The organism is Streptomyces sp. NPDC040622 (genome assembly GCF_055593965.1).
In genome coordinates this window covers 414,097-439,565 of record NZ_JBVIXD010000002.1, presented here as the reverse complement: position 1 = coordinate 439,565, position 25,469 = coordinate 414,097, and the positions used below count along the sequence as shown (strand labels likewise).

General features: G+C 73.3%; 24 protein-coding genes. 8 read left to right on the top strand and 16 right to left on the bottom strand.

What is annotated here, in order from left to right:
* The first annotated feature begins 49 nt into the window (after positions 1-49).
* Positions 50-505, top strand: coding sequence for a protein-tyrosine phosphatase family protein (locus ACZ592_RS06405; protein ID WP_471580344.1), 456 nt, complete (start codon positions 50-52; stop codon positions 503-505).
* Between the two features lie 11 nt (positions 506-516).
* Here the strand turns inward: ACZ592_RS06405 and ACZ592_RS06400 are convergent, their stop codons facing one another.
* Genes ACZ592_RS06400 through ACZ592_RS06385 form a run of 4 tightly spaced genes read right to left on the bottom strand, consistent with a single transcriptional unit; the run spans position 517 to position 5,370 of the window.
* Positions 517-1,659, bottom strand: coding sequence for a hypothetical protein (locus ACZ592_RS06400; RefSeq protein WP_471580343.1), 1,143 nt, complete (start codon positions 1,657-1,659; stop codon positions 517-519).
* Between the two features lie 53 nt (positions 1,660-1,712).
* Positions 1,713-2,660, bottom strand: coding sequence for an N-acetylneuraminate synthase family protein (locus ACZ592_RS06395; RefSeq protein ID WP_471580342.1), 948 nt, complete (start codon positions 2,658-2,660; stop codon positions 1,713-1,715).
* Between the two features lie 14 nt (positions 2,661-2,674).
* A complete protein-coding gene (locus ACZ592_RS06390; protein ID WP_471580341.1) occupies positions 2,675-3,997 on the bottom strand; it encodes a cytidylyltransferase domain-containing protein in 1,323 nt (440 codons plus the stop codon).
* A gap of 26 nt (positions 3,998-4,023) precedes the next feature.
* A complete protein-coding gene (locus tag ACZ592_RS06385; RefSeq protein ID WP_471580340.1) occupies positions 4,024-5,370 on the bottom strand; it encodes a DUF6716 putative glycosyltransferase in 1,347 nt (448 codons plus the stop codon).
* A gap of 198 nt (positions 5,371-5,568) precedes the next feature.
* Here ACZ592_RS06385 and ACZ592_RS06380 point away from each other — a divergent pair, with 198 nt between their 5' ends.
* Genes ACZ592_RS06380 through ACZ592_RS06370 form a run of 3 tightly spaced genes read left to right on the top strand, consistent with a single transcriptional unit; the run spans position 5,569 to position 9,106 of the window.
* On the top strand, positions 5,569-6,546 hold the full coding sequence (locus ACZ592_RS06380) for a glycosyltransferase family 2 protein (protein ID WP_471580339.1): 978 nt from the start codon (positions 5,569-5,571) through the stop codon (positions 6,544-6,546).
* Positions 6,546-7,955, top strand: coding sequence for a polysialyltransferase family glycosyltransferase (locus ACZ592_RS06375; protein ID WP_471580338.1), 1,410 nt, complete (start codon positions 6,546-6,548; stop codon positions 7,953-7,955). The genes ACZ592_RS06380 and ACZ592_RS06375 overlap by 1 nt, the downstream gene beginning before the upstream one ends.
* On the top strand, positions 7,952-9,106 hold the full coding sequence (locus ACZ592_RS06370; RefSeq protein ID WP_471580337.1) for an acyltransferase family protein: 1,155 nt from the start codon (positions 7,952-7,954) through the stop codon (positions 9,104-9,106). The genes ACZ592_RS06375 and ACZ592_RS06370 overlap by 4 nt, the downstream gene beginning before the upstream one ends.
* On the opposite strand, the gene ACZ592_RS06365 is transcribed toward ACZ592_RS06370, so the two are convergent.
* Positions 9,090-9,797, bottom strand: coding sequence for a TetR/AcrR family transcriptional regulator C-terminal domain-containing protein (locus tag ACZ592_RS06365; protein WP_471580727.1), 708 nt, complete (start codon positions 9,795-9,797; stop codon positions 9,090-9,092). The two genes, ACZ592_RS06370 and ACZ592_RS06365, sit on opposite strands and share 17 nt — an antisense overlap.
* A 28-nt stretch (positions 9,798-9,825) precedes the next feature.
* Here ACZ592_RS06365 and ACZ592_RS06360 point away from each other — a divergent pair, with 28 nt between their 5' ends.
* The gene (locus ACZ592_RS06360; RefSeq protein WP_471580336.1) at positions 9,826-11,280 is read left to right on the top strand and encodes an FAD-dependent monooxygenase; all 1,455 of its coding nucleotides are present in this window, start codon (positions 9,826-9,828) and stop codon (positions 11,278-11,280) included.
* 60 nt (positions 11,281-11,340) lie between these two features.
* Entirely contained in the window at positions 11,341-11,808 is a 468-nt protein-coding gene (locus ACZ592_RS06355; protein ID WP_471580335.1) for a MarR family winged helix-turn-helix transcriptional regulator, read from the top strand.
* 44 nt (positions 11,809-11,852) lie between these two features.
* Here ACZ592_RS06355 and leuE read toward each other — a convergent pair whose 3' ends face one another.
* Together leuE and ACZ592_RS06345 are read right to left on the bottom strand one after the other, a co-directional pair.
* Positions 11,853-12,512: a leucine efflux protein LeuE gene (gene leuE, locus ACZ592_RS06350; RefSeq protein ID WP_471580334.1), complete on the bottom strand. Its 660-nt coding sequence runs from the start codon at positions 12,510-12,512 to the stop codon at positions 11,853-11,855.
* A 100-nt stretch (positions 12,513-12,612) separates the two neighbouring features.
* Positions 12,613-14,193, bottom strand: coding sequence for an acyl-CoA mutase large subunit family protein (locus tag ACZ592_RS06345; protein ID WP_471580333.1), 1,581 nt, complete (start codon positions 14,191-14,193; stop codon positions 12,613-12,615).
* Between the two features lie 131 nt (positions 14,194-14,324).
* Between ACZ592_RS06345 and ACZ592_RS06340 the strand changes: the two genes are divergently transcribed.
* Entirely contained in the window at positions 14,325-15,203 is an 879-nt protein-coding gene (locus ACZ592_RS06340) for a L,D-transpeptidase family protein (RefSeq protein ID WP_471580332.1), read from the top strand.
* Between the two features lie 251 nt (positions 15,204-15,454).
* Here the strand turns inward: ACZ592_RS06340 and ACZ592_RS06335 are convergent, their stop codons facing one another.
* The 5 genes from ACZ592_RS06335 to ACZ592_RS06315 all read right to left on the bottom strand — a co-directional run bounded on the left by ACZ592_RS06335 (position 15,455) and on the right by ACZ592_RS06315 (position 19,609).
* Positions 15,455-16,597, bottom strand: coding sequence for a hypothetical protein (locus ACZ592_RS06335; protein WP_471580331.1), 1,143 nt, complete (start codon positions 16,595-16,597; stop codon positions 15,455-15,457).
* Entirely contained in the window at positions 16,597-17,262 is a 666-nt protein-coding gene (locus ACZ592_RS06330; protein WP_471580330.1) for an RNA polymerase sigma factor, read from the bottom strand. The genes ACZ592_RS06335 and ACZ592_RS06330 overlap by 1 nt, the downstream gene beginning before the upstream one ends.
* Before the next feature lie 452 nt (positions 17,263-17,714).
* On the bottom strand, positions 17,715-17,963 hold the full coding sequence (locus ACZ592_RS06325; RefSeq protein ID WP_471580329.1) for a hypothetical protein: 249 nt from the start codon (positions 17,961-17,963) through the stop codon (positions 17,715-17,717).
* A complete protein-coding gene (locus tag ACZ592_RS06320; protein WP_471580328.1) occupies positions 17,960-18,640 on the bottom strand; it encodes an RNA polymerase sigma factor in 681 nt (226 codons plus the stop codon). Before ACZ592_RS06320 ends, ACZ592_RS06325 begins: the two co-directional genes overlap by 4 nt.
* Positions 18,641-18,775: 135 nt before the next feature.
* Positions 18,776-19,609, bottom strand: coding sequence for a hypothetical protein (locus tag ACZ592_RS06315; protein WP_471580327.1), 834 nt, complete (start codon positions 19,607-19,609; stop codon positions 18,776-18,778).
* 246 nt (positions 19,610-19,855) lie between these two features.
* Here ACZ592_RS06315 and ACZ592_RS06310 point away from each other — a divergent pair, with 246 nt between their 5' ends.
* Positions 19,856-21,421, top strand: coding sequence for an FG-GAP-like repeat-containing protein (locus ACZ592_RS06310; RefSeq protein ID WP_471580326.1), 1,566 nt, complete (start codon positions 19,856-19,858; stop codon positions 21,419-21,421).
* Between the two features lie 269 nt (positions 21,422-21,690).
* Here the strand turns inward: ACZ592_RS06310 and ACZ592_RS06305 are convergent, their stop codons facing one another.
* The 4 genes from ACZ592_RS06305 to ACZ592_RS06290 all read right to left on the bottom strand — a co-directional run bounded on the left by ACZ592_RS06305 (position 21,691) and on the right by ACZ592_RS06290 (position 25,457).
* Complete coding sequence (locus ACZ592_RS06305) at positions 21,691-22,281, bottom strand: hypothetical protein (RefSeq protein WP_471580325.1); 591 nt, start codon at positions 22,279-22,281, stop codon at positions 21,691-21,693.
* 64 nt (positions 22,282-22,345) lie between these two features.
* Positions 22,346-22,852 (bottom strand): hypothetical protein, encoded by a 507-nt coding sequence (locus ACZ592_RS06300; RefSeq protein WP_471580324.1) that lies wholly within the window; start codon positions 22,850-22,852, stop codon positions 22,346-22,348.
* 133 nt (positions 22,853-22,985) lie between these two features.
* On the bottom strand, positions 22,986-23,765 hold the full coding sequence (locus tag ACZ592_RS06295; RefSeq protein WP_471580323.1) for a DUF4328 domain-containing protein: 780 nt from the start codon (positions 23,763-23,765) through the stop codon (positions 22,986-22,988).
* A 75-nt stretch (positions 23,766-23,840) separates the two neighbouring features.
* Entirely contained in the window at positions 23,841-25,457 is a 1,617-nt protein-coding gene (locus tag ACZ592_RS06290) for a beta-N-acetylhexosaminidase (protein ID WP_471580322.1), read from the bottom strand.
* Positions 25,458-25,469 lie beyond the last annotated feature (12 nt).

Genomic DNA, 25,469 nt, shown 5'->3' with positions numbered 1-25,469 from the left:
CCACAATGGGTCGCTCACGTCCCTCATGACCAAGGAGCGCCGGACTGCCATGACCGAGGACCACAGCGCGACGCCGGCGACCTGGCAGGCCGGGGACGCCGGAGTTCTACGGCTGCCCTCCGGGCGGCTGGTGCGGGGACGGGGGCTTCGGCGACCGTTGCCACAGGGGGCCACGCCCGACTTCGGCGTGTACCTCCTCGGCAAGCAGCCGCCCGGCGTCCCGTGGGAGTCGCGGTGGCTGCGCTGGCCGGACTTCCGTACGCCCGCCGACCGGGAGCAGGCGCGGGGGCTGCTGCACGAGGTCTGGACGCGCGCCGCCGACGAGCGCGTCGAGGTCGCCTGTGCGGGCGGGCGCGGCCGCACCGGGACCGCGCTGGCCTGCGTCGCCGTGCTCGACGGTGTGCCCGCGCAGGAGGCGGTCGGCTATGTGCGCGAACACTACGACCGGCACGCGGTGGAGACCCCGTGGCAGCGACGGTACGTGGAGCGCTTCGCCGGCCGCTAGGGCACGGGAGCTCAGCCCGGAGCCGGGGTTCCCAGCGTGCGCGGGGACGCCGCCGTCGCCTGGCTCGGGATGACCGAGCTCAGGCGGTGCACGTCCCGTGCCGTTCCCGTCACTCCGGACAGGAAGCCCTGGGCGCGCGGCGACGCCGTCTCCGTGAGCCAGGCCGGGTCGATGTCGCAGACCGCCACCTTCACCTCCGTGCCCACCAGGGCGAGCGGCAGGGTGTGGACGACGGTGGAGGGGAAGCTGAGGATCGTGCGGCCGATGGGGCCGCGGCGGGCGATGAGTTCGAGGGGGAGGTCCGGGCGTACCACCTGCAGGCCCGTCTCGACGGCGAGCCGGTGGAGCTTGTCGGAGCTCTCGCGGCGGTGGGCGAAGTAGCGGGTGGCGCCGTGCGTGCGGGCGAGCGCACGGACCGCCTCGACGTAGCGGTCCGGGTCGACGACGCCCGTCTCGACCAGCGACGTGCCGACCAGGTCGGAGCCCTTGGTGATGCGGGGCGGCCCGAACCGTTCCCGGGTCCAGGCGAAGGTGTTGGCCGAGATCCGCACGCCGTCCGGCGCGCTGTCGATCGGCATGGAGGAGAAGACCTCCACGGTGCGCGTGCCGCCGGGCGTGAGACGGCGCCTCGCCGAGGCCGAGACGGGCGCGAAGACCAGGTCGCGGGGGCCGGGCCGGCCACCCTTGCGGTGCCAGCGCTGGAGGCGTTCGCCGCGGGCCAGCTGGGAGATGAACTCCATGGTGGCCGTGCCGTCGTCGACCACCACGAGGGAGCGGGCCCGGGTGATGGTCAGCAGCAGCTGTACGTAGCGGGAGAACGGGTCGCCGATGACGATCCGGTCCGCCCTGCGCAGGACGCCCGCGAGGCCGCCGATGGTGTGGAAGGGTGCCGACGCGCCGCCGCGCGCCTCCTCCCAGCGGACCTCGACGCCCTCGTCGCGGGCGAGTTGCGCCATGCGGCGCAGCTGACCCCGGGTCATGGGGTCGTTCGGGGAGAGGACGACGACGGTGAGGCCCCCGGCCGGACCGGTCGCGGACGCGGCGTGCGCCCACTCCAGGACGTTCAGCAGCTGAACAGGGCTCTCCACGAAGGCGAGCGTGGAGGGCGCGGTGGCGCCGGTGACGTCGGCGGCGCGGCCGACTCGGGGGCTCATCGTCGTGTGTCCGTCTCCCGTTGGTCCGTCTCCCGTTAAAGCGGGTCGCGCGCTCAGACCGCGACCGGCTCGGCGTCCGCGCCGGACTCGGCGACGACGCCCGCGACCCGGCGCAGCTTCTTCATCGGGCCGAGCTCCGACTCGTAGACCTTCTTGACGCCGTCACCGAGGGAGGCCTCGATGGTGCGGATGTCGCGGACCAGGCGGGTCAGGCCCTGCGGCTCGACGGAGGCGGCCTGGTCGGAGCCCCACATGGCGCGGTCGAGGGTGATGTGGCGCTCGACGAAGGTGGCGCCGAGGGCGACCGCGGCGAGGGTGGTCTGCAGGCCGGTCTCGTGGCCGGAGTAGCCGATCGGGACGTTGGGGTACTCGGCCTGCAGGGTGTTGATGACGCGGAGGTTGAGCTCCTCGGCCTGCGCCGGGTACGTCGACGTGGCGTGGCACATCAGGATGTTGTCGCTGCCGAGGACCTCGACCGCGTGGCGGATCTGCTTCGGCGTCGACATGCCCGTGGAGAGGATGACCGTGCGGCCGGTGGCGCGCAGGGCGCGGAGCAGCTCGTCGTCGGTGAGCGAGGCGGAGGCGACCTTGTGGGCGGGCAGGTCGAACTTCTCCAGGAAGGCGACGGCCTCGGTGTCCCACGGGGAGGCGAACCAGTCGATGCCGCGCTTGGCGCAGTGCTCGCTGATGGCCTGGTACTCGGACTCGCCGAACTCGACGCGGTGGCGGTAGTCGATGTACGTCATGCGGCCCCAGGGGGTGTCGCGCTCGATGTCCCACTGGTCGCGCGGGGTGCAGATCTCCGGGGTGCGCTTCTGGAACTTGACCGCGTCGCAGCCGGCGTCGGCCGCCACGTCGATGAGCGCGAACGCGTTCTCCAGGTCGCCGTTGTGGTTGATGCCGATCTCGCCGGTGATGTACACGGGCCGGCCGGGACCGGCCGTCTTCGAACCGAACTGACGGAGGCGGGAGGTGGCGCCGATGGGGGTGATGGTGCTCATGGCAGGAACTGTCCTTAACTGTGGAGGGAGTCGAGAGAGGGGCCGAGGATCCAGGTGGCGATCTCCCGGATCGCGCCCTCACCACCGGGGACGGTGGTGATCGCGCGTGCGGCGCCGCGTACGGCGTCGTGGGCGCTCGCGACCGCCACGGGCCAGCCCACGAGGGCGAAGCACGGGAGGTCGTTGACGTCGTTGCCGACGTAGAGCACGCGCTCGGGCGCGATGCCCTGCTCCTCGCACCACTGCTTGAGTGCGAGGTCCTTGCGGTCGATGCCGTGCAGGACGGGAAGCTTGAGCTTCCTGGCGCGCGCGGCGACGACCGGGTTCTGTTCCGTGGACAGGATCAGCAGGTCCAGGCCGCTCCTGCGGAGGGCCGCGATGCCGAGTCCGTCCCCGCGGTGCACGGAGACGAACTCCCGTCCCTCGGAGTCGATCAGCACCCTGTCGTCGGTCTGGGTGCCGTCGAAGTCGAGGACGACCGCGTCGATGTCGGCGGCGGTCGGGAGGGCGCTGGCGCGCTCCGCGTCGAAGAGCGGGGCGAGCGCGCGGGCCCGGGCGAGGTCGTGCGGGTCGTCGACCTCCAGGACGCGGGCGGGGTCGGTGCGCACGGGCTCGGTGCGGCCGAAGAAGCGGTGCTTCTCGGTGCGGAAGCCCGCCGCGTCCATCGCGTAGGCGGCGCCGGTCTCCAGGAGGTCCTGGGGGCGGTCCTGGCGGCGCGGGCGGAACGACTTGTCGTGGTTGACGCCGTAACCGCCGCCGCTGCGGGTCGCGTTGGCGAGCGTCGTGGTGCCCGTGGTGGCGCCCACCGCGTCGGTGCGGTGCGCCCCGACGGTGCCTGAGCCGTCCGCGCCCTCGGCGTCGTCGGCCGCGTCGCGCCAGATGAAGCCGTGGAAGGGCGCGACCGTGACGGCCGTGTCCGCGCCGTGCTCGGCGACCGCCGATGCCACCCCGTCGACGTCCTCGCAGGTGAGGAAGGGGCTGGTGCACTGGACGAGCAGGACGACGTCGACGGACGCGCCGTGCAGCGCCTCGTGGGCCTCCATCGCGTGCAGGACGGCGGCCTCGCTGGTCGCGGTGTCGCCGGCGATCGCGGCGGGGCGCAGCACCACTTCGGCGCCCGCTGCGCGGGCTGCCTCGGCGATCACGTGGTCGTCCGTGGAGACGACGACGTCGGTGACGAGGCGGGCGCCCAGGCACTCGCGGACGGCACGGACCACCAGGGGCACGCCGCCGACGGGGGCGAGGTTCTTGGCGGGCACGCCCTTGGAGCCGCCTCGGGCGGGGATGACGGCGAGCACGCGGCGGGCCGGTGCGCCCGTCGGGTCGGGGTGGGGCATGGGGGCTCCTTGGAAGGGGTGGGGGCTCACAGCTCGCCCATCCGCCGGATGACGGGTGCCACGCGCTGCACTCCGTGGCGGTAGGCCCCGCGGGCCGCGCGGCGCACGATCTGCCGTACGGGTCCCGGGTCCCTGTCGGCGGCGGGCGCGCCCGGCAGCGGGGCGCCGTCGGGGCCGAGGTGGTGGCGGGCGAGGATGCCGGGCAGATAGCCGCGGGCGGTGGTGAGGCTGTAGTACGGGTCCAGGGGTGCGAGGCCGCCCGCGGCGGCGTCGGCGAGCAGGTCCGTGACGCGGTCCCTTGCCCGGTCGAAGGCCTTCTCGTACGTCCCGTCGGCGGCGACGCCCTGCCGCGCGAGCCACGCCTCGTCGGGTGCGGGCAGGTGTCCCGCGTCCAGCTGGTCCCAGGAGGCGAGGCAGCCGGAGCCGGTGAAGTGGTGGTTGCCGAGCGCCTCGCGCACCCCGAGGTCGGTGAGGACGGCGGTGGGGATGCGGCGGTGCAGGGACTCCAGCGCGGCCGTGGAGCTGACGGTGACCAGGAGGTCGGTACGGTCGAGGACCTCGCCCATGTGCCCGTAGACGAGGCGGCAGTTGGCGGGCAGGCCGCCCTCGATGCGCTGCGCCAGCTTCTGGTAGGGCAGCTCCTCGATGTGCGTGGTGTGCTCGCCGGGCCGGCTGCGCAGCTTGAGCAGGACCTCGCGGTCGGGGTGCAGGCGGGCGTGCTCGGCGAGGCGGCGCAGCAGGTAGGTGCGGTGCGCGGCGGTCTCCGGGACGGAGGGCTGGGCGGCGAAGACGACGGTGTAGGGGTCGTGCTTCTCGTACGGGGCTCCGCCGAGGAAGGGCAGCGCGGCCTCCGTGACCGCCGAGGCGTCGGCGCCCACTCCCTCGTACACCGCGCGGAAGCGTTCGGCGTCCTGGCGCGAGTTGGCGAGGACGACGTCCGCGCCGTGCCGCAGGAGGAGGCCGTCGGCGAGCTTCTCGTAGACGACGCCGACGTAGCCGGTGACGACGACGGGGCGGCGCGCCGGGCCGCCGGTGAGGCGGGCGTCCTGGGTGACGCGGGCGAGGCCGTGCAGCACCGCCTGGACCGCCCCGCCCACCAGGGCGAGCACGATCACGTCGGGTGCGTCCCGCTCCGTCTCGCGCAGGAACTCCACGGCGGTGACCTCGCGCAGGGAGTCCGCGCGCACGCCCACCTCGTCGAGCTGGCGGGGCGTGGGGGTGGCCCGGCCGCGGAGCAGGTACCCGCTGAGCCGGTGACCGTCGGACCGACTGCCCGATACGATGCGGTTCGCGGTGAGAGCGCCCCATTTCCATCGCGTATCGGAGTCGGCGAGTACGGCGACCCGCAGCGGGTTCTGGTTGCTTGCTGGCACGTCCCAGACGCTAGGAAGGCATTCCGATTCGCGGCCCAACTCAGGTGCAACAAACGGTTAACAGCATGCCGACGAATGGCGAATCAGCTCGGGAAAGGGCTTCTCGGGCGCTCGGTTAACCATTCCGCCACACGTCGTTCACCTGCCATCCCACTGCGGGTCGACACGAATCACGGGCCGACACCTAACGTCACCCACGTGGTTAAGCTCTCGGTCATCGTGCCGTTCTACAACGTGCAGCAATACGCGCCCGACACCTTGCGGAGTCTGCGCGCCAACGCACGTGACGACTTCGAATTCATTCTCGTCGACGACTGCTCGCGCGACGAGACTCCGGACATCCTCGAGCGTGCGGCGCGCGAGCTTCCCGGCGCCGTCCTCCTGCGCCACGAGACGAACGGAGGCCTCGCGACCGCCCGTAACACGGGCCTCGACGCGGCACGCGGCGAGTACCTCACCTTCCTGGACGGTGACGACTGGCTCGCGCCCGGATATTTCGACCGACTCGTCGGTTCCATCGAGGAGTTGGGGTGCGACTTCGTGCGCACCGACCATGTGCAGTGCACCGCGCGGGCCCGCACCGTGCACCGCGTGCCGCACGGCAGGCGGGGCGTCGTGATGAGCCCGCGCGAGGTGATCCTGCCCGCCGACCGCTCGACGTCCGTCGACTACGCGTACGCCTGGGCGGGCATCTACCACCGCCGGCTCGCCGACGCGGGGCTGCTGCACTTCACCGACGGCCTGCGCACCGCCGAGGACCGGCCCTGGATCTGGCGCCTGCACCGCGAGGCGGAATCGTTCGCCGCGGTGAGTCTTCTCGGGGTGTTCTACCGGCGCGGTGTCGCCTCGTCACTGACGCAGATCGGCGACGTACGCCAGCTCGATTTCATCAAGGCATTCGACCAGGTGGTGCGGGAAACGGCGGCCGACAGGGACGCGGAGAAACTCCTGCCGAAGGCCGTCCGCACTTACTGCGCGATCATCTCCCACCATTTGGGATCCATCGAAAGGTTCGAGCCATCCGTGGCGCGGAAATTGAAGTCAATGAGTGCGGCCGCGCTGAAGCGGATGCCGCAGGGCGTGCTGGACGACGCGCTCGACTCCATGGACGTCCAGCGGGCGACCAGGCTGCGCCGGCTGCGTCGGCGTCCGGTGCCCGCGGAGGTGGCGGCGTAATGGCGCGTATGACGCAGATCTTCATGGCGTCCACGCTGTACGGCACAGCGACCCTGGCCGCCGCCCTGGACGCCGGCCGGTTCGGCCCCGCCGACCGGCGCATCCTCCTGGTCAGCAACAACGCGGCGACGCCCGAGACGACCACGCCCCTGGACGGGACACCGGGCTTCGAACGGCTGCGCGGCCGCTTCGACGAGGTGCGGTCCTGGAACGAGACCATCTCCCCGTTCCACCCGGGCGGTTGGGCCCCGCGTGGCGACGACGTCGTGCTGTGGGAGCGCTACGTCCGGATGCTGTGGGACCTCGGTGACGACGACGTCGAACTGGCCGTCGAGTCCATCCAGGTCAACCCCGCGCTGGCCCTCGCGCAGATCTTCACCGGCGTCCCCGTGGACGTCTACGCCGACGGCCTGATGAGCTACGGCCCCACCCGCAACAAGATCGACCCGCTGGTCGGCACCCGGGTGCGGCGCCTGCTGCACCTGGACCTGGTGCCGGGCCTCACCCCGCTGCTCCTGACCGAGTTCGGCGTGCGCCCCGAGGTCGTGCCGACCGACGCGTTCGTGCGCGTACTCGCCGAACTCGCCGAACCGGGCGAGGACACACAGGACGCACAGGACACACAGGACGCTTTGGGCACCGCGCAGCCGACGCCCGCGCTGCCCGGCCTCGAAGGGGCCGCGCTCGTCCTCGGCCAGTACCTCTCCGCGCTCTCCATCCTCACCCCGGAGGAAGAGGAGGAGCTGCACATCCGCATGGTGCGCGGGGCCGCCCGGCTCGGCCACACGCAGGTGGTGTTCAAGCCGCACCCCACCGCGCCGGCACGCTGGTCGCGCGCCCTGGAGAAGGAGGCGCGGGCGATCGGCGTCGAGCTGACCGTGCTCGAGAGCCCCGTGCTCGCCGAGGTCCTCTACCAGCGGATGCGCCCCGCGCTCGTCATCGGCTGCTTCTCCACGGCGCTGCTCACGGCGTCCGCGCTCTACGGCCTGCCCGCCGCCCGCACCGGCACGGACCTGCTCCTCGAACGCCTCGCGCCCTACCAGAACAGCAACCGCGTCCCCGTCACCATCGTCGACGCGCTGCTGCCCGAGCTCACCGACAAGGCGGCGGTCCGCGCCCAGGAAGCGAGTCTCGGCACCGGCGAACTGACGAACCTCCTCAAGGCCGTCGGCTTCGCGATGCAGCCGCAGATCTACCCCGGGCTGCGCCCCGACGCCGAGCGCTACCTCGCCCGCAGCCTCTCCGCCGCCACCTGGCGCTACTTCAAGCGGCGCCGCCTGACCGCGCTCGCGCTGCCGGGCGCCGTCCCCTCGCAGCTCGCCTTCATCCCGCGCAACGCGGCCGTCCGCCGTGTCGCCCGCCGAGCCCGCTCCGTGCAGCGCTCCCTCAAGCGGACCGCGCTCGGATGACCTCTCCCGCACCCGCGCCCCCGCAGCTCTCACCGGGGCCGGAACCCACCTCGCCCGCGGTCCCGCAGGCCCGGACCGCCCGCGCGAAGCCCCGGCTGCGGGCCCTGGACGGGCTGCGCCTGGTCGCCGCGCTCATGGTCGCCGCCTACCACTACGGCGGCCGGGACGGCGAGATCGCCGAGGCCTGGGGCAGTTCGCCCAGGGTGCAGTTCCCGACGGCGAGCGAGTGGTTCGCGTACGGCTGCCTCGGCGTGCAGATCTTCTTCGTGATCAGCGGATTCGTGATCTCCATGAGCGGCTGGGGCAGGCCCCTGCGCTCGTTCTTCGCCTCCCGCGCCGCCCGGCTGCTGCCCTCCTACTGGGCGGCGATCGTCCTGGTCACGGCGGTCTTCGCGCTGCCCGTCGTCGCGTACAAGGCGGTCTCGCCGAGCGACGCGCTGGTCAACCTCACGATGCTGCAGCAACCCCTGGGCGTGGACCGGGTCCTCGGTGTCTGCTGGACGCTCTGGGCCGAGCTGCGCTTCTACGCGCTGTTCGCGCTGTGCGTGGTCATGCCGGGCGCGACCCGCGCGCGGGTGGTGCTGTTCTGCGCGGTGTGGACGCTGTCGGCGGCCGTCGCGGAGGCGGCCGACGAACCGCTGCTCGACCTGGTCCTGATGCCGGAGTACGCCCCGTTCTTCATCGGCGGCATCGGCATCTACCTGATCCACCGCGACCGCCGCGACCTCACGGCGTGGGGCATCACCGGGGTGAGCTGGCTGATCGGCCAGCACTACGCGGTCGACCAGCTGTGGCACGCGCCGAACCCGGACTTCTTCTCGTACCGGTCGTCGGCCGGGATCATGGTGGTCGTGACGGCCGGATTCGCGGCGGTGCTCCTGATCGCGCTCGGCCGCCTCGACCGGCTGAACTGGCGCTGGCTGACCGTGGCAGGGGCGCTGACGTACCCCTTCTACCTGGTGCACGAGCACCTGGGCTGGGTGAGTGTCGAGGTGCTGCACCGACACCTGGGCGTGCCGTCGTACGCGACGTTCGGCCTGACGGTCCTCGCGATGCTGACGCTGGCGTGGCTCCTGAACAAGTGCGTCGAGGAACGGCTGACCCCCCTCATCCGCACGGGACTCGGCCGGGGCCTCACTCCCCGGAAGTGAGCTCCGCGGAAGTCACCTCTACGGCAGCGGGCCCTCCGGAGGAGGACGCAGACGGGGCGAACGTCGCCCCGATCCCCGCCACGACCGCGGCGAGCCCCGTCTCGAAGCCGCGGTCGTGCGCGCGGAACAGCTCCTCGCCCGCCGCCGCGGCCAGCGGGTACGCGGCCAGGCGCTCGGCGCGCGCCGCCAGGTCGTAGGCCTCCGCGCCGCCACCGGGGCCCGTGGCCTGCTCCTCGATGACGTAGCCGATGGTGTAGCTGTACACGGTGAACCAGGCGCGGGCCGCGGGGCCCGGCGCGAAGCCCGCCCCGGTCAGCGTCCGCAGCATGGCCTCCATGGGCGCCGCGTACGACAGGTCCGTGTAGTGCGTGCCGCTGAACACCTTGGCGCCGTCGCGGTAGCGCAGCAGGTGACCGCGCAGGCCCCGCATCGCGGTCGTGAGGGCCACCTGCCAGTCGGGGTCGGGCGGGGCCGGGGACTCCGCGCCCATCCGCCGCATCATCTCGGTCGCCATCTCGTCGAGCAGCGCCTGCTTGTCCTTGAAGTGCCAGTACAGGGCGGGTGCCTTCACGTCGAGGCGCTGCGCGATGGCGCGCAGGGTCAGCCCTTCGAGACCGGTCTCGTTCAGCAGGTCGAGCGCGGTGCGCGCCACGCGGGTGCGGTCCAGTTTCGTCGTAGCCACCTTGACAATTTAACACCGTTAAGCGCAGGCTCGGGACATGGCACTTAACAACGTTAAGGAAACCGGCGTCCTCGTCGTGGGCGCGGGACCGACCGGCCTCACCCTCGCCTGCGACCTGGCCAGGCGCGGCGTGCCCGCCCTCGTCGTCGAGCGGGACACCGGCCTCTTCACCGGCTCGCGCGGCAAGGGCCTGCAGCCCCGCACCCTGGAGGTCTTCGACGACCTGGGCGTGGTCGGCGCGGTCCTCGCGGCGGGCGGCCCGATCCCGGTCGGCATGGTGTGGCGGAACGGCGTGCGGCAGGGCGAGCACCGGATGTTCGACGACCCCGAGCCGACGCAGACCGCGCCCCACGAGGCGGCACGCATGCTCCCCCAGTGGCGCACCCAGGAGATCCTCCTCGCGCGACTGCGGGAGCTCGGCGGCGACGTCGCGTTCGGCACCGCGGTGACGGAACTGACCCAGGACGCGGACGGCGTCACCGCCCGGCTCTCCACGGGCGCGGCGGTGCGCGCGGCGTACGCGGTGGCGGCGGACGGCGGCCGCTCCACCGTGCGCCGGGCGCTGGGCATCGCCATGGCGGGCGAGGACGTCGACCCGAACCCGGTCCTGGTCGCGGACGTCCGCGTCCCCGCGCTGGACCGCGACCACTGGCACATGTTCCCGCCCGCCGAAGACGGCGGCCCGTTCCTGGCGATCTGCCCGTTGCCCGGCATCGAGGACTTCCAGCTGACCGCCCAGTTCCCGGCCGGGACGACCCCCGACCTCTCGCTGCGGGGCGTACGGGAGGTCCTGGCCACCCGCACCCACCTGAGCGCCGACGACGTGACCGAGGTCCGCTGGTCCTCGGACTTCCGGCCGCGCGCCGCCCTGGCGGAGCGCTTCCGCGAGGGACGCGTCCTGCTCGCCGGGGACGCGGCGCACGTCCACTCCCCCGCCGGCGGCCAAGGCCTGAACACCAGCGTTCAGGACGCCTACAACCTGGGCTGGAAGCTGGGCGCGGTGCTGCGGCACGGCGCGCCCGACGCGCTCATCGACACCTACGAGGAGGAACGGCTGCCCAACGCCGCGCGGATGCTGGGCCTTTCCACCCGCATCCACCGCGGCGAGGCCCGGCGCGGGGCGGCCACCCGGCAGCTCGGCATCGGCTACCGGGGGGCGTCACTGGCGGTGGAGACCCGCGAGGGCCTGCCGGCCCAGGCGCTGCGGGCGGGCGACCGGGCGCCGGACGGGCCGTGCGGCACCGCCACCCTGTTCGACGCGTTCCGGGGCCCGCACTTCACGCTGCTCGCGGTGGGTACGGACGCGGAACTGCCACCCCTGAACGGCGCCACGGTCCACGTCCACCACGTACCCGCGTACGAGCCGTACGGGAAGGGCCTCTTCCTGGTCCGCCCCGACGGATACGTGGGATGGGCCGGCGAGGACGCGCGGGACGGGCTGACCGGGTATCTGGCGCGGTGCGGGGCGGACCGCGGCGGGCTGGGCTCGTGAAAGGGGTCGACGCACGAAGGGCTTGACGTGAACCTTGCTTGAGGTTCTACGTTCCAGCACATGACCACTTTCACGTACTCGCACAGCGACGCGGAGCTCGTCGGCCAGCCGGTCGGCTACTGGAGTTCGGCCGCGGGCGCCGCCGTCGTCCACCACATCCGCACCACCCTCGCCGAGCACGGCCTCACCCAGCCCCAGTGGTGGGTCCTCAACCAGCTCGTGGAGGCGCCGCTGGGCCGTCCCCGCGAGGAGGTCGTGACCGTCCTGAAGGGCTACCTGGAAGTCGGCGCCGGCGCGCTGCACCACGACATCGGGGCCCTGCGCGACCGCGGGCTGATCACCGAGGACGCCACGGGCCGCATCGCCCTGACCGACGAGGGCGGCGCACTCCGCTCCCGCGTGGCCGAGCGCCAGAAGCGACTGCGCGCGGAGATACACGAGGGCATCACGGACGAGGACTACGTCCGCACGCTGAAGGTCCTCCAGCGGATGATCCACAACGTGGGCGGCTCGGCCTGGCACCACTGAGCACCGCGGAGCGCCGGATGCCCCCGCCCGGCCGTCCCGAACGCTCAGACGCTGCTGAGCGAGAGCTTCACCGCGAACCCGAGGAACAGCGCGCCCGCCGCCGAGGAAGCGCCCGCCGAGAGGCGCTTGCGGCGGCGGAAGGCGGCCGCGAGGCGGGTGCCGCCGAAGATCAGGGCCGTGAGGTAGAGGACGCTCGCGATCTGCGCGAAGGCGCCGAGGACGACGAAGGAGAGCGCCGGGTACGCGTATCCGGGGTCGACGAACTGCACGAAGAAGGCGATGAAGAACAGGATCGCCTTCGGGTTGAGCAGGCTGATCACCAGGGCCCTGCGGAACGGCCGCTCGGCGGGGTTCACGCCCGCCCCGCCCTCGCCCGCCGCGTCCGCCGCCTTCTCGCGCCGCGAGCGCCACATCGCGACGGCGCCCCGCAGCATGCCGACCGCGAGCCAGGCCAGGTATCCGGCGCCCGCGTACTTCACGATCCCGAAGAGCACCGCGTTGGCCTGCAGCAGCGAGGCCACACCGGCCGCGGACAGCGTCATCAGGACGGTGTCCCCGCACCACACGCCGGCGGCCGCGGTGTAGCCGGTGCGTATGCCGCGGCGGGCGGCGACGGAGAGCACGTACAGCGAGTTCGGCCCCGGCAGCAGAATGATCAGGGCGAGGCCCGCGAGATAGGTCGGAAGATCGGTGACACCCAGCATGGGCGGAGTCTCGCACGGGTGTACGGCATCAGGACATCCGTGTCCGGTTGCCGGACAACGAGCTCGCCGCCCGGCCCGTCCGGGCCTCGGAATCCGGTTCTCAGAACGCGTCCGTCGGCACGTACGCCCCCCACACCTCCCGCAGCGCGTCGCACACCTCGCCCACCGTGGCCCGCGCCCGCAGCGCCTCCTTCATCGGGTACAGGACGTTGGCCCGGCCCTTCGCCGCCTCCTGGAGCGCGGCGAGTGCCGCGTCCACCACCGCCCCGTCCCGTTCCGCGCGCAGCCGGGCCAGGCGCTCGGCCTGCTGGGCCTCGATGGCCGGGTCGACGCGCAGCGGCTCGTACGGCTCCTCCTCGTCGAGCCGGAAACGGTTGACGCCGACCACGACGCGCTCGCCGCTGTCCGTCTCCTGCGCGATCCGGTAGGCGTTGCGCTCGATCTCGCCCTTCTGGAAGCCCTGCTCGATGGCGTGCACCGCGCCGCCCAGGTCCTCGACCCGCCGCATCAGGCCGAGGGCCGCGCTCTCCACGTCGTCCGTCATGCGCTCCACGACGTACGACCCGGCGAAGGGGTCGACCGTCGCCGTCACGTCCGTCTCGTACGCCAGGACCTGCTGGGTGCGCAGGGCGAGGCGGGCGGACTTGTCGGTGGGGAGCGCGATGGCCTCGTCGAAGGAGTTGGTGTGCAGCGACTGGGTGCCGCCGAGGACCGCGCCGAGGCCCTGGACGGCGACCCGGACGAGGTTCACCTCGGGCTGCTGGGCGGTGAGCTGGACGCCCGCCGTCTGGGTGTGGAAGCGCAGCATCAGCGACTTGGGATCGCGGGCGCCGAACTCCTCCCTCATCACGCGCGCCCAGATGCGCCGGGCCGCACGGAACTTGGCGACCTCTTCGAGGATCGTCGTGCGCGCCACGAAGAAGAAGGACAGCCGCGGCGCGAAGTCGTCCACGTCCATGCCCGCCGCGACGGCCGTACGGACGTACTCGATGCCGTCGGCCAGCGTGAAGGCGATCTCCTGCGCGGGCGAGGCCCCCGCCTCCGCCATGTGGTACCCGGAGATGGAGATGGTGTTCCACTTGGGGATCTCGGCGCGGCAGTACTGGAAGGTGTCCGCGACGAGCCGCAGCGACGGCTGGGGCGGGAAGATGTACGTGCCGCGCGCGATGTACTCCTTGAGCACGTCGTTCTGGATGGTGCCGGTCAGCTCGCCGGCCGCGACGCCCTGCTCCTCGGCGACGAGTTGGTAGAGGAGGAGCAGCAGGGCCGCGGGGGCGTTGATCGTCATCGACGTGGAGACCCGGTCCAGCGGGATTCCGCCGAACAGGACGCGCATGTCCTCGACCGAGTCGACCGCGACGCCCACCTTGCCCACCTCGCCGCTCGCGAGGGCGGCGTCGGAGTCGTGGCCCATCTGGGTCGGCAGGTCGAAGGCGACGGACAGTCCGGTGGTGCCGTGCTCGATCAGCCGCCGGTAGCGGGCGTTGGACTCGGCGGCGGTGCCGAACCCCGCGTACTGGCGCATCGTCCAGGGGCGGCCCGTGTACATCGTCGGGTAGACGCCGCGGGTGAAGGGGTACGCGCCGGGGGCGCCGAGCTTCTCCGCCGGGTCCCAGCCCGCAAGGGCCTCGGGGCCGTACACGGGTTCGATGGGCAGTCCGGACTCCGACTCGTGTGTCATGCGTCCAGCTTGCGCCCGCGGGCGGGACGCGTCACTCGCGGCAAACCGGGAAACACTTCCAGAAGCGTTGTCAGTGCTGTCAGAGTCGAAGGTGTCCTCCAGGGGACACCGACTACGAACACGGGGGCGTGATGGGCAAGGGCGCGATATCGGCGGGGGCCGTGGCGGTGCTGGTCCTGACGGCGGGGTGCAAGGCGGTCGCGGTGGACGCGGACGGGACGCCGAGCGGCAAGGACGACAGGCCGGGGGCGTCGAGGACCGCGGAGGCATCGAGTACGCCGGGGACGTCGGGGAAGCGCTCGCCGACGCGGCGTTCCCCTTCGCACACGCCCGAGGCCCCTGCTCCGGCCGCCACGCCCACCCCCGCTCCCCCGCCCGCGAAAACGCTCATGGAGGCGGGCGACCGGGACGGGCGGGTGCGGGAGCTGCAGGCCAGGCTGCGGCAGATCGCCTGGTTCTCCGAGAACCCCACGGGTACGTACGGCGCCGTCACCACCGCGGCGGTCAAGGGCTTCCAGGCCAAGCGCGGCCTGCCCCGCACCGGCCGCACGGACACCGTGACCTGGCAGAAGCTGCTCGGCATGACGCGCGAGCCGACCCGGCCCGAGCTGTACGCGGGCGGCGGGATGCCGCCCGCCAAGCCCGACAAGCGCTGCCTGACCGGCCGGGTCCTGTGCATCGCCAAGAGCAGCCGCACGCTGACGTGGATGATCGACGGCAAGGCCGTGTCGACGATGGACGTGCGGTTCGGCTCGCAGTACACGCCGACCCGCGAGGGCACGTTCAGCGTCTACTGGAAGTCGCGGCACCACGTCTCGACGCTCTACGACACCCCGATGCCGTACGCGATGTTCTTCAGCGGCGGCCAGGCCGTCCACTTCTCGTCGGACTTCGCGGCCAGGGGCTACACCGGTGCGTCGCACGGCTGTGTGAACGTCAGGGACGAGAAGAAGATCGCGAGCCTGTTCGCGCAGGTGCGCGACGGCGACCGGGTGGTCATCTACAAGTGACGCCTCCCCGCGTGAGACACGCGGGGAGAACCAGTGGAGAGAACGGACGGAGAGAACGAACGGAGAAAAGCGGCGTGGGCGGGATCGGGGGAACGTATCCCGCCCACGCCGAGGGCACAGAGCCGAAGGTACGGGGGGAACCCCCGGCTCGTGCACGGGCCGATGACCAGTCGGCTCACTTATTACTGCGCCGCGGCCCCGAAAAACGTCACAGCCGGCCGAAAACGGCAGAGAAAAGGGCGGGCCGGGGGCTACGGGAGCCGGGGCAGCGCACTGTAGGAAGCGGTGGGGGCCGAAGAAGGACGACCGCCCCCGGGAGGCACGGGTGCGCCGCCCGTATCGCCACCCGATCCGCCGTCCCCCTCACCACCCGACCCGTTCCCGTCGCCGCCGTCGTCACCGTCACCGTCGTGGCCGCCGCCACCGTCGTGGCCGCCATCACCCTGGCCGCCGCCCTGCTGGCCACCGCCCTGCTGGCCGCCGCCCGAGCCGCCGCCGAGGACCCGGCCGCAGAACGCCTCCACGCGGGCAGGCCCCTTGGCGGCCTCCTCCAGGCGCCTGCGCTTCTCGCCCTGGAGCTCGCCGCTGCGGTAGGCGCGGCAGGCGATCACGACCTTGCGGTACCACGTGGCGGCCTCGTCGCCCCGGGGCGGCCGGTCGCCGCCGCTCGGCTGCCGCGTGGGGCCGGTGCCGTGGTCGCCGCCGTCGTCCTCGGTGGCCGGCGGCGGGCCGGACGCGGGCTCGCGGGTCGGCTCCTCGTCGGGAGCCGTGCTCTCGTCGGGCACGACGTCCTCGGACGGCTCGCTCGTGTCGTCGGACGGCGAGGCGGCGAGCGACTCCTCCGGCGTGGCGACCGGGGACGCGGAGGCCGCGGGGCCCGGGTCGCCGTGCGCGCCGAACGGTGAGGGCAGCACGCCCGTCCCCGCGGCCACGGCGACACCGCCGATCATGCAGGCAGCGAGGGCCGCGGCGACGCCGAAGCGGACCGGGCGTCCCCAACGGCTCGGGCGCGGACGGTCCTCGACCCGTGACAAACGCACGGTCTCGGACGCGGCGGCCTCGTGGGCGGCCGTGGCGTAGGGGGCGGTGCGTGCGGTGTGCGCCTGCGGGCCCGCCGCGCGGGCGGCCCGGAAGGCGGCCAACGCGGCGGCCTCGCCCGGGAGTTCACCGGCGGCGGGGGCGGCGTCACGGGCGGAACCGGCGACCTGCCCGGCGGCGGTGTCCGCCGTGCGTCCGGGTTCGGCGGCCCGGTCCTGCCCGGCCAGTGCGGCGAGCGCCCCGGCGAGCCGGTCGGCCTGCTCGCGCACCTGGGGGTCGATGCCGTCGAGGGGCTCTCCGCGCAGCAAACGCTCCGCCGCGTCGCGGTCCAGCCACTTGTGCTGCTCGTCGGCCATCACATGTCCTTCTGCGTCCGCGTACGCGATTGCGTCACACCGGCGGACGTCACCGCACACCCCCGCGCCTCCCGCTGAGGCGGTACGGCGCCGAGCGCGTCCTTGGGGTCCGCCCCCTGGGAGCCGAGCAGTTCGGCGAGGCGTTTCAAGCCGCGGTGCGCGGCCGTGCGGACGGCTCCGGGGCGCTTCCCGAGGGTCTGCGCGGCACTCTTCGCGTCGAGTCCGACGACGACGCGGAGCACGACGGCCTCCGCCTGGTCCTGCGGGAGCTGGGCTATCAGGGCGAGGGCGTCGCCGGTGGCGAGGGACTCCATCGCCTCGCCCGCGGTGTCCGCGTCGCCGGGCTTCCCGGTCAGCTCCGACTCGTCGCCGCCGACCGCGGGGCGGCGCCCCCGCATGCGTATGTGATCGAGGGCGCGGTTGCGCGCGATGCGTGCCGCCCAGCCCCGGAACCGGTCCGCGTCGCCGCTGAACCGGTCGAGGTCGCGCGCTATCTGCAGCCAGGCCTCGGAGGCGACGTCCTCGGCCTCCGGGTCGCCGACCAGCGTGCGTACGTATCCCAGCAGCCGTGGGTGCACGGCGCGGTACACAGTCCGGAACGCGGTCTCGTCCCCGTCCTGCGCCGCAAGCACCGCGGCGGTCAGCTCCGCGTCGTCCCCCAGCACTCTCTCAATCCTGCCACTCGGAGATCTGCGCCCGGCCCCGGCGCGAAGCAGCACGCTACGGGCTCGGACAGGGCTACGTCCATGTTTGTACAACGCGCAACTAACGGGTGACAGAGCGCGGTGTGACAGAAAACGCACCCGCGGCGCTGAAGGGAGTACGGACCGCACGCGGTTCGTGCCGTGTGCCGGCCGGGGCCTCTCCTGTGGGGGGTGGCGGCCCCGGCCGTCTCCGGCACGGCTGACTCCGTTCCGGGCTGATACGGCCTCGCCTGCCACCGCGGCCGGGCATCTTCCGGGGCACCCTGCGGCGCCCGGTGCCCTTCTCGGGATCGGGCCCGGCCTCGACAAGCTCACGCCTCCCCGGAGCAGTTGACCGCAGCAGCGACCTGAGCGGGCGACCGGAACAGCCGACCAGAGCAGCCGATCAGAGCAGCCGAAAAGGCGGTGCCGCGTCAGTGCGTGCGCGGGCGCCAGTCGTCGGTGCGGCGGGGATGGGCGTGGTGCGCTCCCGCGTCGCGGGCCGCGCGGAACGCGGCGACCGCCCTGCGCTGTGCCGCCCGCTCCGAACCGCCGCGGCGCGCACCCGCCGTGGCGCGCAGCGCCGTGGCCAGCAGCCCGTCGAGGACCGCGAGCGCGTCCGGCACGGCGGCGGGCGGGGCGTCCTCGGCCCTCCCGGAGTTTGTCGGCTTCCGCGAAGTCATCCCGCCTCCCCCGACGCGCCGCGGCCGTCGTCCGGCACGCCGTCGAGCCCCTCTTGTCCCTCGTGTCCCTTGCGTCCCTCGTGTCCCTCGTGCCCGTCGAGCCCCATCCGCTCGGCCAGCCTGCGCAGACCGCGGTACGCGGCCGTCCGCACCGCCCCCGGCCGCTTGCCGAGGACGCGTGCGGCGCCCGGCCCGTCCAGACCGACCACCACCCTCAGCAGCACCGCCTCCGCCTGGTCGCGCGGCAGCGTCGCGATGAAGGCGAGCGCCCGCTCGGTCGAGATCGCCTCCAGCGCGGCGGCCGACGTGCTGTGCGGTCCCGGCAGTTCGAGGACGTCCTGCTCCAGGGCGGCGTGGCGCGGCCGTGCCTTCTGCCGGCGCAGATGGTCCAGGCCCCGGTGCCGGGCGATCGTGGCGGTCCAGCCGCGGAAGCCCGCCCCGTCCCCGCGGAACCGCCCGAGGTCCCTGGCGATCTCCAGCCACGCCTCCGCGGCGACGTCCTCGGCCGCCTCGCCCTCCGTGCCGACAAGGCCGCGCAGATAGCCGACGAGCCCCGGCTGGACCAGGCGGTACGCGACCGCGAAGGCGGCCTCGTCCCCCTCCTGGGCCGCCGCGACGGCCCTGCCCAACTCCTCGTCGTACGACTGCGCGCGACGGGGTTCCGCACCCTGGCCCAACCCGCTCCCATCCGGCCGACACCGCACAGGTCACCGCGCCTGTGCCTTCACGGTCCACAGCGTCGGCGGGCGCGGAAGTGTCACAGGGGGCGGGGCGCGGTGCGGGGGCGGGCCGGCGCCGGGCCGGCCGGGCACTCACACCTCGAAGAGCGATCCCCCGCCCGAATCCCCGGGGCCGATCTCGGAGATGTCGACCGTCTCCGCCGCCGCGGGGGCCACCGCGGCGACCGGCTCGTCGTACGCGGACATCCGCATCGTCATCGTCCCGTCGCCGTCGTCCCCCACCCGGACCCCGAGGACGTACGGTTTGCCGTCCGAGGCGACGTACAGCGTCGTCTCCCGTTCCTCGTCGCTCTCGACGACCGGGACGACGCCGGTGCCGTAACGCCGGGTCTCCGGCAGTGCCTTGAAGCTCTCGTCCGCATCCGGGACGCCGGGCATCGCCTCGGTGAAGTTGTCGAGGTCGCAGCTGCTCAGCGGCATCGAAGGGCCCTTCGTGGCGGAGCCCGCCGGGATCTTCAGGTACTTGCCGCGCGCGAGCGCCGTCCGCTCCCGGACCCGCGCTGCCACCGCCGGTCCGCGCTGCGCCCCCAGCGCCCGCATCTCGTCGAGCGCCCGGTCGCTGAACCGTACGTAGGTGGCCCCGCCGGAGAGCGTGATGAGGTCGCCGCGCTGCGCCGGGCCGGAGTCGAAGGTGCCGGTGCAGTTGCTGTCGCGGTCCATGTGCAGCGTGACCTTCTGATGCCCCTTCCCGGAGGTCATCTCGACACCGATCCGCACGGAGTCCGCGTCCTTGAGCAGCCGCATGCCCTCGACGGCCAGCTCCTTGCCGCGCCGCTCGTCGGCCGGCGCGATCTCTTCGAGGGTGCCGCCGGAGTACGACACCCGCCGGTCCGTGCCGCAGGACGCGAGGGCGCCCACCGCGAGACAGAGCGCGGCGGCCCGTATCCACCCTCGGTGCTTCCGCATGCGATTCCCCACCCGTAGCCCCAGCCCCACCCGTTGCACCACCGCACCACTCTCACATGGCCCAGCGCCCCGCCCCGCCCGCGCGTCACACCTGCGCGGTGCGGGATACATCACGTGCCGGACCGCCTTCGGGCCTACAACCCTTCCGACGTACCGTCAGTCGCAGAAGAAGGCCCACGACTGCCCTGTGCACAGGGTGCACGGAGCGCGCCGGGCCGGTGAAACATGGCTGAAGGGGTGGGGGAATTGAACCTGCGCACCACGCGCAGCAGCAGCGACCAGCGCACTGTCCACACGGCACTGGCAGAGCCGCAGACGCAGAGGCACCCGCGCGGAGCGCACGCCTACCGGCCGCTCACGCTCGGGCGCCGGGCCCTGCTGACGGTGGGAGCCGTCGTGCTGGGCATCCCGGGAGCGGCGGCCCACGCGGTGGCGGACTCCGGGACGCCGGTCCTGGCGGCGTCGGCCGCGGACGACGCGGTTACCGGCTCGGCCGCCGCGGACGGGGACTTCAACGGCGACGGTGTCACGGACCTGATAGCCGCCACCCCGAAGGCCTCGTCGAGCCGCGGCCGGGTGACGGTCCTGCCCGGCGGGCCCGGCGGCCCGGTCGGCGACGCGAAGATGTCCCTGACCCAGACGAGCCCGGGCGTCCCCGGCAACTCGGAGGCCGGCGACAACTGGGGCGCGGCCACGGCGTGGGGCGACCTGAACGCCGACGGGTACGCGGACCTCGTCATCGGCGCCCCCGGCGAGGACGACACGTCGGGCCACGCCGACCGCGGCGCGGTCACCATGCTGTACGGCCCGACGTTCACGTCCGGCACCGACATGCAGCTGTCGGACGACTTCCACTACCCCGGCGCCAGGTTCGGCTCCGCGGTCGCCTCCGGCGACTTCAACAACGACGGCAAGGCGGACGTCTTCGCGGCCGCGACGGGCACGGGCGGCTCCTGGGCCGCGCGCCTGGACCCGGACCACGAGTCGGGCGGCAGCCTCACCTCGGGCGACACGGCCATCGCGTACGCCGACGCCGCGTCCGGCGACTTCAACCGCGACGGCTACGCGGACGTGGCGCTCACCTACCGCGACCAGGCGGGCAAGGGGAAGATCGCCTGGTTCCGCGGTGGCCGCTCGGGCCTGAGCCGGGTCGGCGTCCTGTCCGTGCCGGGCGGCCGCTCGGTCGCCGTGGGCGACGTCAACGGCAACGGCTACGACGACCTGGTCATCGGCCAGCCGTACACCGCCGAGTCCGGCGCCCACGCGGGCGGCCAGGTCACGGTGGTCCCCGGCACGTCGACGGGCCTCTCGACGACGAGCAGGAAGACGGTCCACCAGGCGACGTCCGGCGTCCCCGGCGCCGCCGAGGCCGGCGACGCCATGGGCTGGTCGGTCACGGCCGGCGACTACAACCACGACGGCTACGCGGACGTCCTGACCGGCGCCCCGGACGAGGACATCACCCGCTCGGGAACCAGCCGCAAGGACGCGGGTACCTCGCTGCTCCTGAAGGGGACGTCCGCCGGCCTCACCGGCACGGGCGCGAAGGCGTTCTCGCAGGACGAGCCCGACGTCCCGGGCTCCACCGAGTCGGGTGACCGCCTCGGTTCCTCGGTGACGCTGGCCAACCTGTCCGGATCAGGCCGCGCGGACCTGGCCATCGGCGCCGAGGGCGAGGACGCGGGCGACGGCACGATCCTCCAACTGGACAGCGCCGGTTCGACTGTCCCCGGCGCCAGCGGCGTTTACTACGGACGCGCGCTCCTCGGCACCCCGGCGGGCGCCCACCTGGGCCAGGCACTGACACCGTAGCCACGCCCGCGCCGCTCCCTCCTCGACCGGGGAGCGGCACGGGCCGGTACGCGAGGTGCGGCGCGGCCCACCCCGTCCGCCTCACCGGCGACCTCACTCATCTGCTCCTGCCTCAGGGGCAGCTCGCTCACGGCACCGGACCGACCGGGTCCGGACGCTCCCGGTGCACGGCCGGGACGAGTCGCGCGACGCTCGTCCGCCGGGCCCTCACGAAGAGCGCGGGACGGACTCCCCGCACCCTCCGGGACAGCGCCGGGCGAGGCGGCCCGTCACCCCCGCCCCCGCGCCCGCCGCGACACCACCGCCCGCAGCACCCTGCGGCCCTCCGTCGACACGTCCAAGGCCTGGCGCAGGCCGCCCGTCGGGCCCGCGCCCTTGTCGGCCAGGAGTTCCAGGATCCTTACCTGGCGGCGGAGTTCGGCCGCGACCAGCGGGGACATGCCGTCCGTGCGGCCCTCGCGGCGCGCCGCCACCGTGCGGGTGCCGCCGGCGGGTGCGGTGTCCAGGATGCGGTGCACCTGGAGGGCGGCGACGGAGCAGCCGTCGGCCCACTCCCTGACCTCGGCGCCCGCGTGCGCCGCCGGGACCGCGTCGAGCATGCGCCGGGTGAGCGCGGCCGCCTCGGAGGGCGCACCGTGCCGTCCGGAGACCCGGCGGGCCTGCCGCTCCCCGGCGCCGAGCGCCGAGCGGGCCGCGGCCAGCGGGCCGTCCCAGTCGGTGCCGTCCGCGAGCTTCGCCCACAGCGGGCGCAGCAGGTCGTCGTCGGCGCCGAGCACCGGCACGCAGCGGTCGAGGCAGGCGAGCCCGCTCGCCGCGAGGCCTCTCTCGTCGGCCTGCGCGATCAGCTCCACCAGGCTCATGCTGTACGTCTCCCCCGTCATGGACCCTGCACTGACCCTTACTGCGTGCCGAGCCCCGGGAACGTCACTGCGGAACGACGCCGAGCCGGTCGAGGAGACGGAAGAAGAGCTCTTCGGCCGAGGGTTCGGCGTCCGCGTTCAGCACGTCGAGCAGCGGCCCCGCGGGTACTTTCCTGCCCGACTCCGCGGCCCAGGCCACCGCGCGGTCCGCGGCGTCGCGCGGCTCCAGGAAGTAGTCCTCGACGGTCAGTTCGGTGTCCCCGAGGTAGCCGGCCATGGCGCCGCGCGCGAGGCACGTCGTCCACGCGCCGCTCTCGGGCGCCGCCGCCTCGACGACCACGCAGTCGCTGTCCATCACGTATCCGAAGAGGGCGGGCGCGCCCGTCTCCAGGGCCAGCGTGTTCATGTTCCCGACGTCCCGCGTGCCGTCGCCGCCCGGCACCTCCCACACCTGCCAGCCGTCGGGGCGCCGGTCGAGCAGGCTCAGCTCGTCCCGTACGCCCGCCACCGCCGAGAGCTCGGCGAGCGGCCGCTCGCTCCTGCCGACGACGTAATACCCCCAGTACCCCATGCCGCGCCCCCGCCCTGCTCGTACCGCGTGCGTGCTCGCACCACGTGCCCGAACCACGTGCCCGAACTGCGTTCCGTGGCGAATACACCACAGAGGTCGGTGATTCCGCCACCAAAAAGCCGAAATGCCGATGTCACTGCGTGACGAAGGGCCCTGGCCCTGGCCCTGGCCCTGGCTGGGGGCGCGGCGGGCCCGAGCGGGCCTTGAGGTCCTGCAGGCGGGTGAGCCGGTGCACGAAGAGCGCGGCGAGGACGGCGGAGGCGATGTCGAGCACGTCCGAGAACATCAGGTTCTCGACGGCCGCCTTGATCTCCTCGGGCTCCTCGGCGCGCCAGTACGCCTGGGTGGCCCACCGCGCGGCGAGGAGGTTCGCCACCCACAGCGTCCACCAGGTGTTGAGGAGCCGGTGCGAGGCACCCCGCACGGTCGTGGCCTGCGTCATCGTGCCGTCCAGGAGCACTTGTCCGGAGCCGCTCGCGTCCCAGACGTCGAGGGCGATCCGGCGCGGGAACCAGAGGTTCACGATCGGCACGAACCAGCCCCAGACCGCCCAGCCGCGCGCCTTGCGGTGGATGTCGGGCTGGAACACCTCGGCGTTCACCCGTACCCGGTGGAACCACACGACGAAGACGACGCAGGTCGCGATCAGCGCTCCGGTCTGCAGGTATCCGGAGGCGGCGTACAGCGAGTCGGCGCGTTCGGCGTCCCGCTCCACGCCCGCCCCGAAGTCCCCGGCGAGCAGGTCCTTCATCACGTCCCGCATGACGGTGCCCGCCCACAGCGAGTACAGGTCGGCGGCGATGACGACGCCGAGCAGCGCGATGATCGCCCGGCTCGGCCCGACCGGCGAGCGCAGCCAGGCGGGGCGCCCGGCCGGGGCGTACCGGGGCGGCGGACGTTCCTGGGACAGCATGGTCGAGCGACCCCCCACGGGTGTTGCACGGGTGTTCGGAGCCACCCGCGTCCCTCCCCAGGGCGCCGACGGCGGCTACCGGACCGTATCAGCGAGTTTCACGAAGTCGTTCCAGGCCATCGCCGGTTTCCTGGGGTCCCAGAGCTTCTGGACGGTGGCCCGCAGCGGCATCCGGATGCCCTGGGCCACCTGCTCCTGGCTCTGCGCGCCCGCGAGGTCGCACCAGACCGCGAAGGTGCCGCCGAGGATCTGGTCGTCGTACTTCTCGCTCACCGGCGCGGTGCCCCGGACGACCAGCGGGGTCCAGCTCTCGTAGATCCGCTGGCCGGTGGGGTAGCGGAAGTCGTTGGGCTGGCCGAGGACGTAGTAGAGGTACTCGTCGTTGTAGTTGGTGAGCTTGCGGCCCGCCTTCAGGTACTCGGCAGGATCGCGCGCGCCGATCTCCTTGCCCGTCCAGTAGGCGACCTCGAGGTCGTCGGCGGCCTCGGTGGTGCCGCCGGGGAAGAACCCGTCGTTCCAGGCCTTCAGCTTCTTCTCGTGCGGGCGCACGGTGTCGGCCCGGTCGTTGAGCCAGCCCGTGGTCAGGTCCTGCACGCGGCCGTCGGGGCCGTAGCGCTCGCGGGCGGCGGCGGCCAGCTGCGGGTAGGAGGCCTCGGGGTCCTTGACCGTCAGGGCGCGGTACTCGTCGGCGCCGAGGTGCCAGTAGGCGCCGGGGAACAGCTCGGCGTACTCGTCGAGCAGGTCGTCGACGATCTCCGCCGCTCCCGGCTCGGAGATGTCGACGGCGCCGCGCTGGGCGATGCCCCGGGCGTCGCGGAGCTGGAGCGAGGGGTGCTGGCGGATGACCGCGCCGAGGTGTCCCGGCGAGTCGATCTCGGGCACGACGGTGATGTGGCGGCTCGCGGCCAGCTTCAGGATGCCGCGGACCTGGTCCTTGGTGAGGTGGTCGGAGGAGACGATCTCGGGGTGCGACGACGACTCGATGCGGAACGCCTGGTCGTCGGAGAAGTGCAGGCCCAGCTGGTTGTACTTGAGGTCGCCGAGCTCGCGGACGCGGTCCTCGATCCACTTCACGTCGAAGTGCTTGCGGGCGATGTCGAGCATGAAACCGCGCTGCGGCTTGGCCGGACGGTCCTTCACGACGCCCTCGGGAGCGGTCCTGCCGCCGCTGACCTCCTGCTTGAGGGTGCGCGTCCCGTAGAAGACGCCGGCCTGGGCGGGCGCGGCGATCCGGACCTGCTCCCCCTTCACGGTCAGGGTGTACGACTCGTCGCCGCCGCCACCCTCGCCACTGTCGCCTCCGTCGCCGCCCTCGTCGTCCGAGAGGACCAGCTCGACGTCGCCCTTGCGGGGGCTCTCCTGCCCCCCGTACCGCAGCTTCAGCTCGCCGGCGAGCAGGCGCGCCTCGTCGGCCAGGTCCTTGTCGCCGACGACCACGCGGCCCTTGTTCTCGGCGGGGCGCCAGCCGGGGCCGCGGGCCGCCTCGTGCTCGCGCACGGCGGGGATGGTCTGCGGGGCCTTGGAGAGGGCGTAGCTCCTGCTGGGGGTGGGAGCGGAGGACACGGCGGACTTCCCGTCCGAGGGCGGGTCCGAGGGGCCGTCGCCTCCGCCGCCGGGCCAGACCGTCACGGCCAGCACGACCGCGCCCGCGGCCACGGCACCGCCCGCCGCCACCGCGGGCCCGCGCCTCACCGGGCACCTCGC

Coding starts and splice junctions, on each gene's coding strand:
- ACZ592_RS06405 (WP_471580344.1), top strand. CDS start 50: ATGACCGAGGACCACAGCGCGACGCCGGCGACCTGGCAGGCCGGGGAC.
- ACZ592_RS06400 (WP_471580343.1), bottom strand. CDS start 1,659: ATGAGCCCCCGAGTCGGCCGCGCCGCCGACGTCACCGGCGCCACCGCG.
- ACZ592_RS06395 (WP_471580342.1), bottom strand. CDS start 2,660: ATGAGCACCATCACCCCCATCGGCGCCACCTCCCGCCTCCGTCAGTTC.
- ACZ592_RS06390 (WP_471580341.1), bottom strand. CDS start 3,997: ATGCCCCACCCCGACCCGACGGGCGCACCGGCCCGCCGCGTGCTCGCC.
- ACZ592_RS06375 (WP_471580338.1), top strand. CDS start 6,546: ATGGCGCGTATGACGCAGATCTTCATGGCGTCCACGCTGTACGGCACA.
- ACZ592_RS06370 (WP_471580337.1), top strand. CDS start 7,952: ATGACCTCTCCCGCACCCGCGCCCCCGCAGCTCTCACCGGGGCCGGAA.
- ACZ592_RS06360 (WP_471580336.1), top strand. CDS start 9,826: ATGGCACTTAACAACGTTAAGGAAACCGGCGTCCTCGTCGTGGGCGCG.
- ACZ592_RS06355 (WP_471580335.1), top strand. CDS start 11,341: ATGACCACTTTCACGTACTCGCACAGCGACGCGGAGCTCGTCGGCCAG.
- leuE (WP_471580334.1), bottom strand. CDS start 12,512: ATGCTGGGTGTCACCGATCTTCCGACCTATCTCGCGGGCCTCGCCCTG.
- ACZ592_RS06345 (WP_471580333.1), bottom strand. CDS start 14,193: ATGACACACGAGTCGGAGTCCGGACTGCCCATCGAACCCGTGTACGGC.
- ACZ592_RS06340 (WP_471580332.1), top strand. CDS start 14,325: ATGGGCAAGGGCGCGATATCGGCGGGGGCCGTGGCGGTGCTGGTCCTG.
- ACZ592_RS06335 (WP_471580331.1), bottom strand. CDS start 16,597: ATGGCCGACGAGCAGCACAAGTGGCTGGACCGCGACGCGGCGGAGCGT.
- ACZ592_RS06325 (WP_471580329.1), bottom strand. CDS start 17,963: ATGACTTCGCGGAAGCCGACAAACTCCGGGAGGGCCGAGGACGCCCCG.
- ACZ592_RS06315 (WP_471580327.1), bottom strand. CDS start 19,609: ATGCGGAAGCACCGAGGGTGGATACGGGCCGCCGCGCTCTGTCTCGCG.
- ACZ592_RS06305 (WP_471580325.1), bottom strand. CDS start 22,281: ATGAGCCTGGTGGAGCTGATCGCGCAGGCCGACGAGAGAGGCCTCGCG.
- ACZ592_RS06300 (WP_471580324.1), bottom strand. CDS start 22,852: ATGGGGTACTGGGGGTATTACGTCGTCGGCAGGAGCGAGCGGCCGCTC.
- ACZ592_RS06295 (WP_471580323.1), bottom strand. CDS start 23,765: ATGCTGTCCCAGGAACGTCCGCCGCCCCGGTACGCCCCGGCCGGGCGC.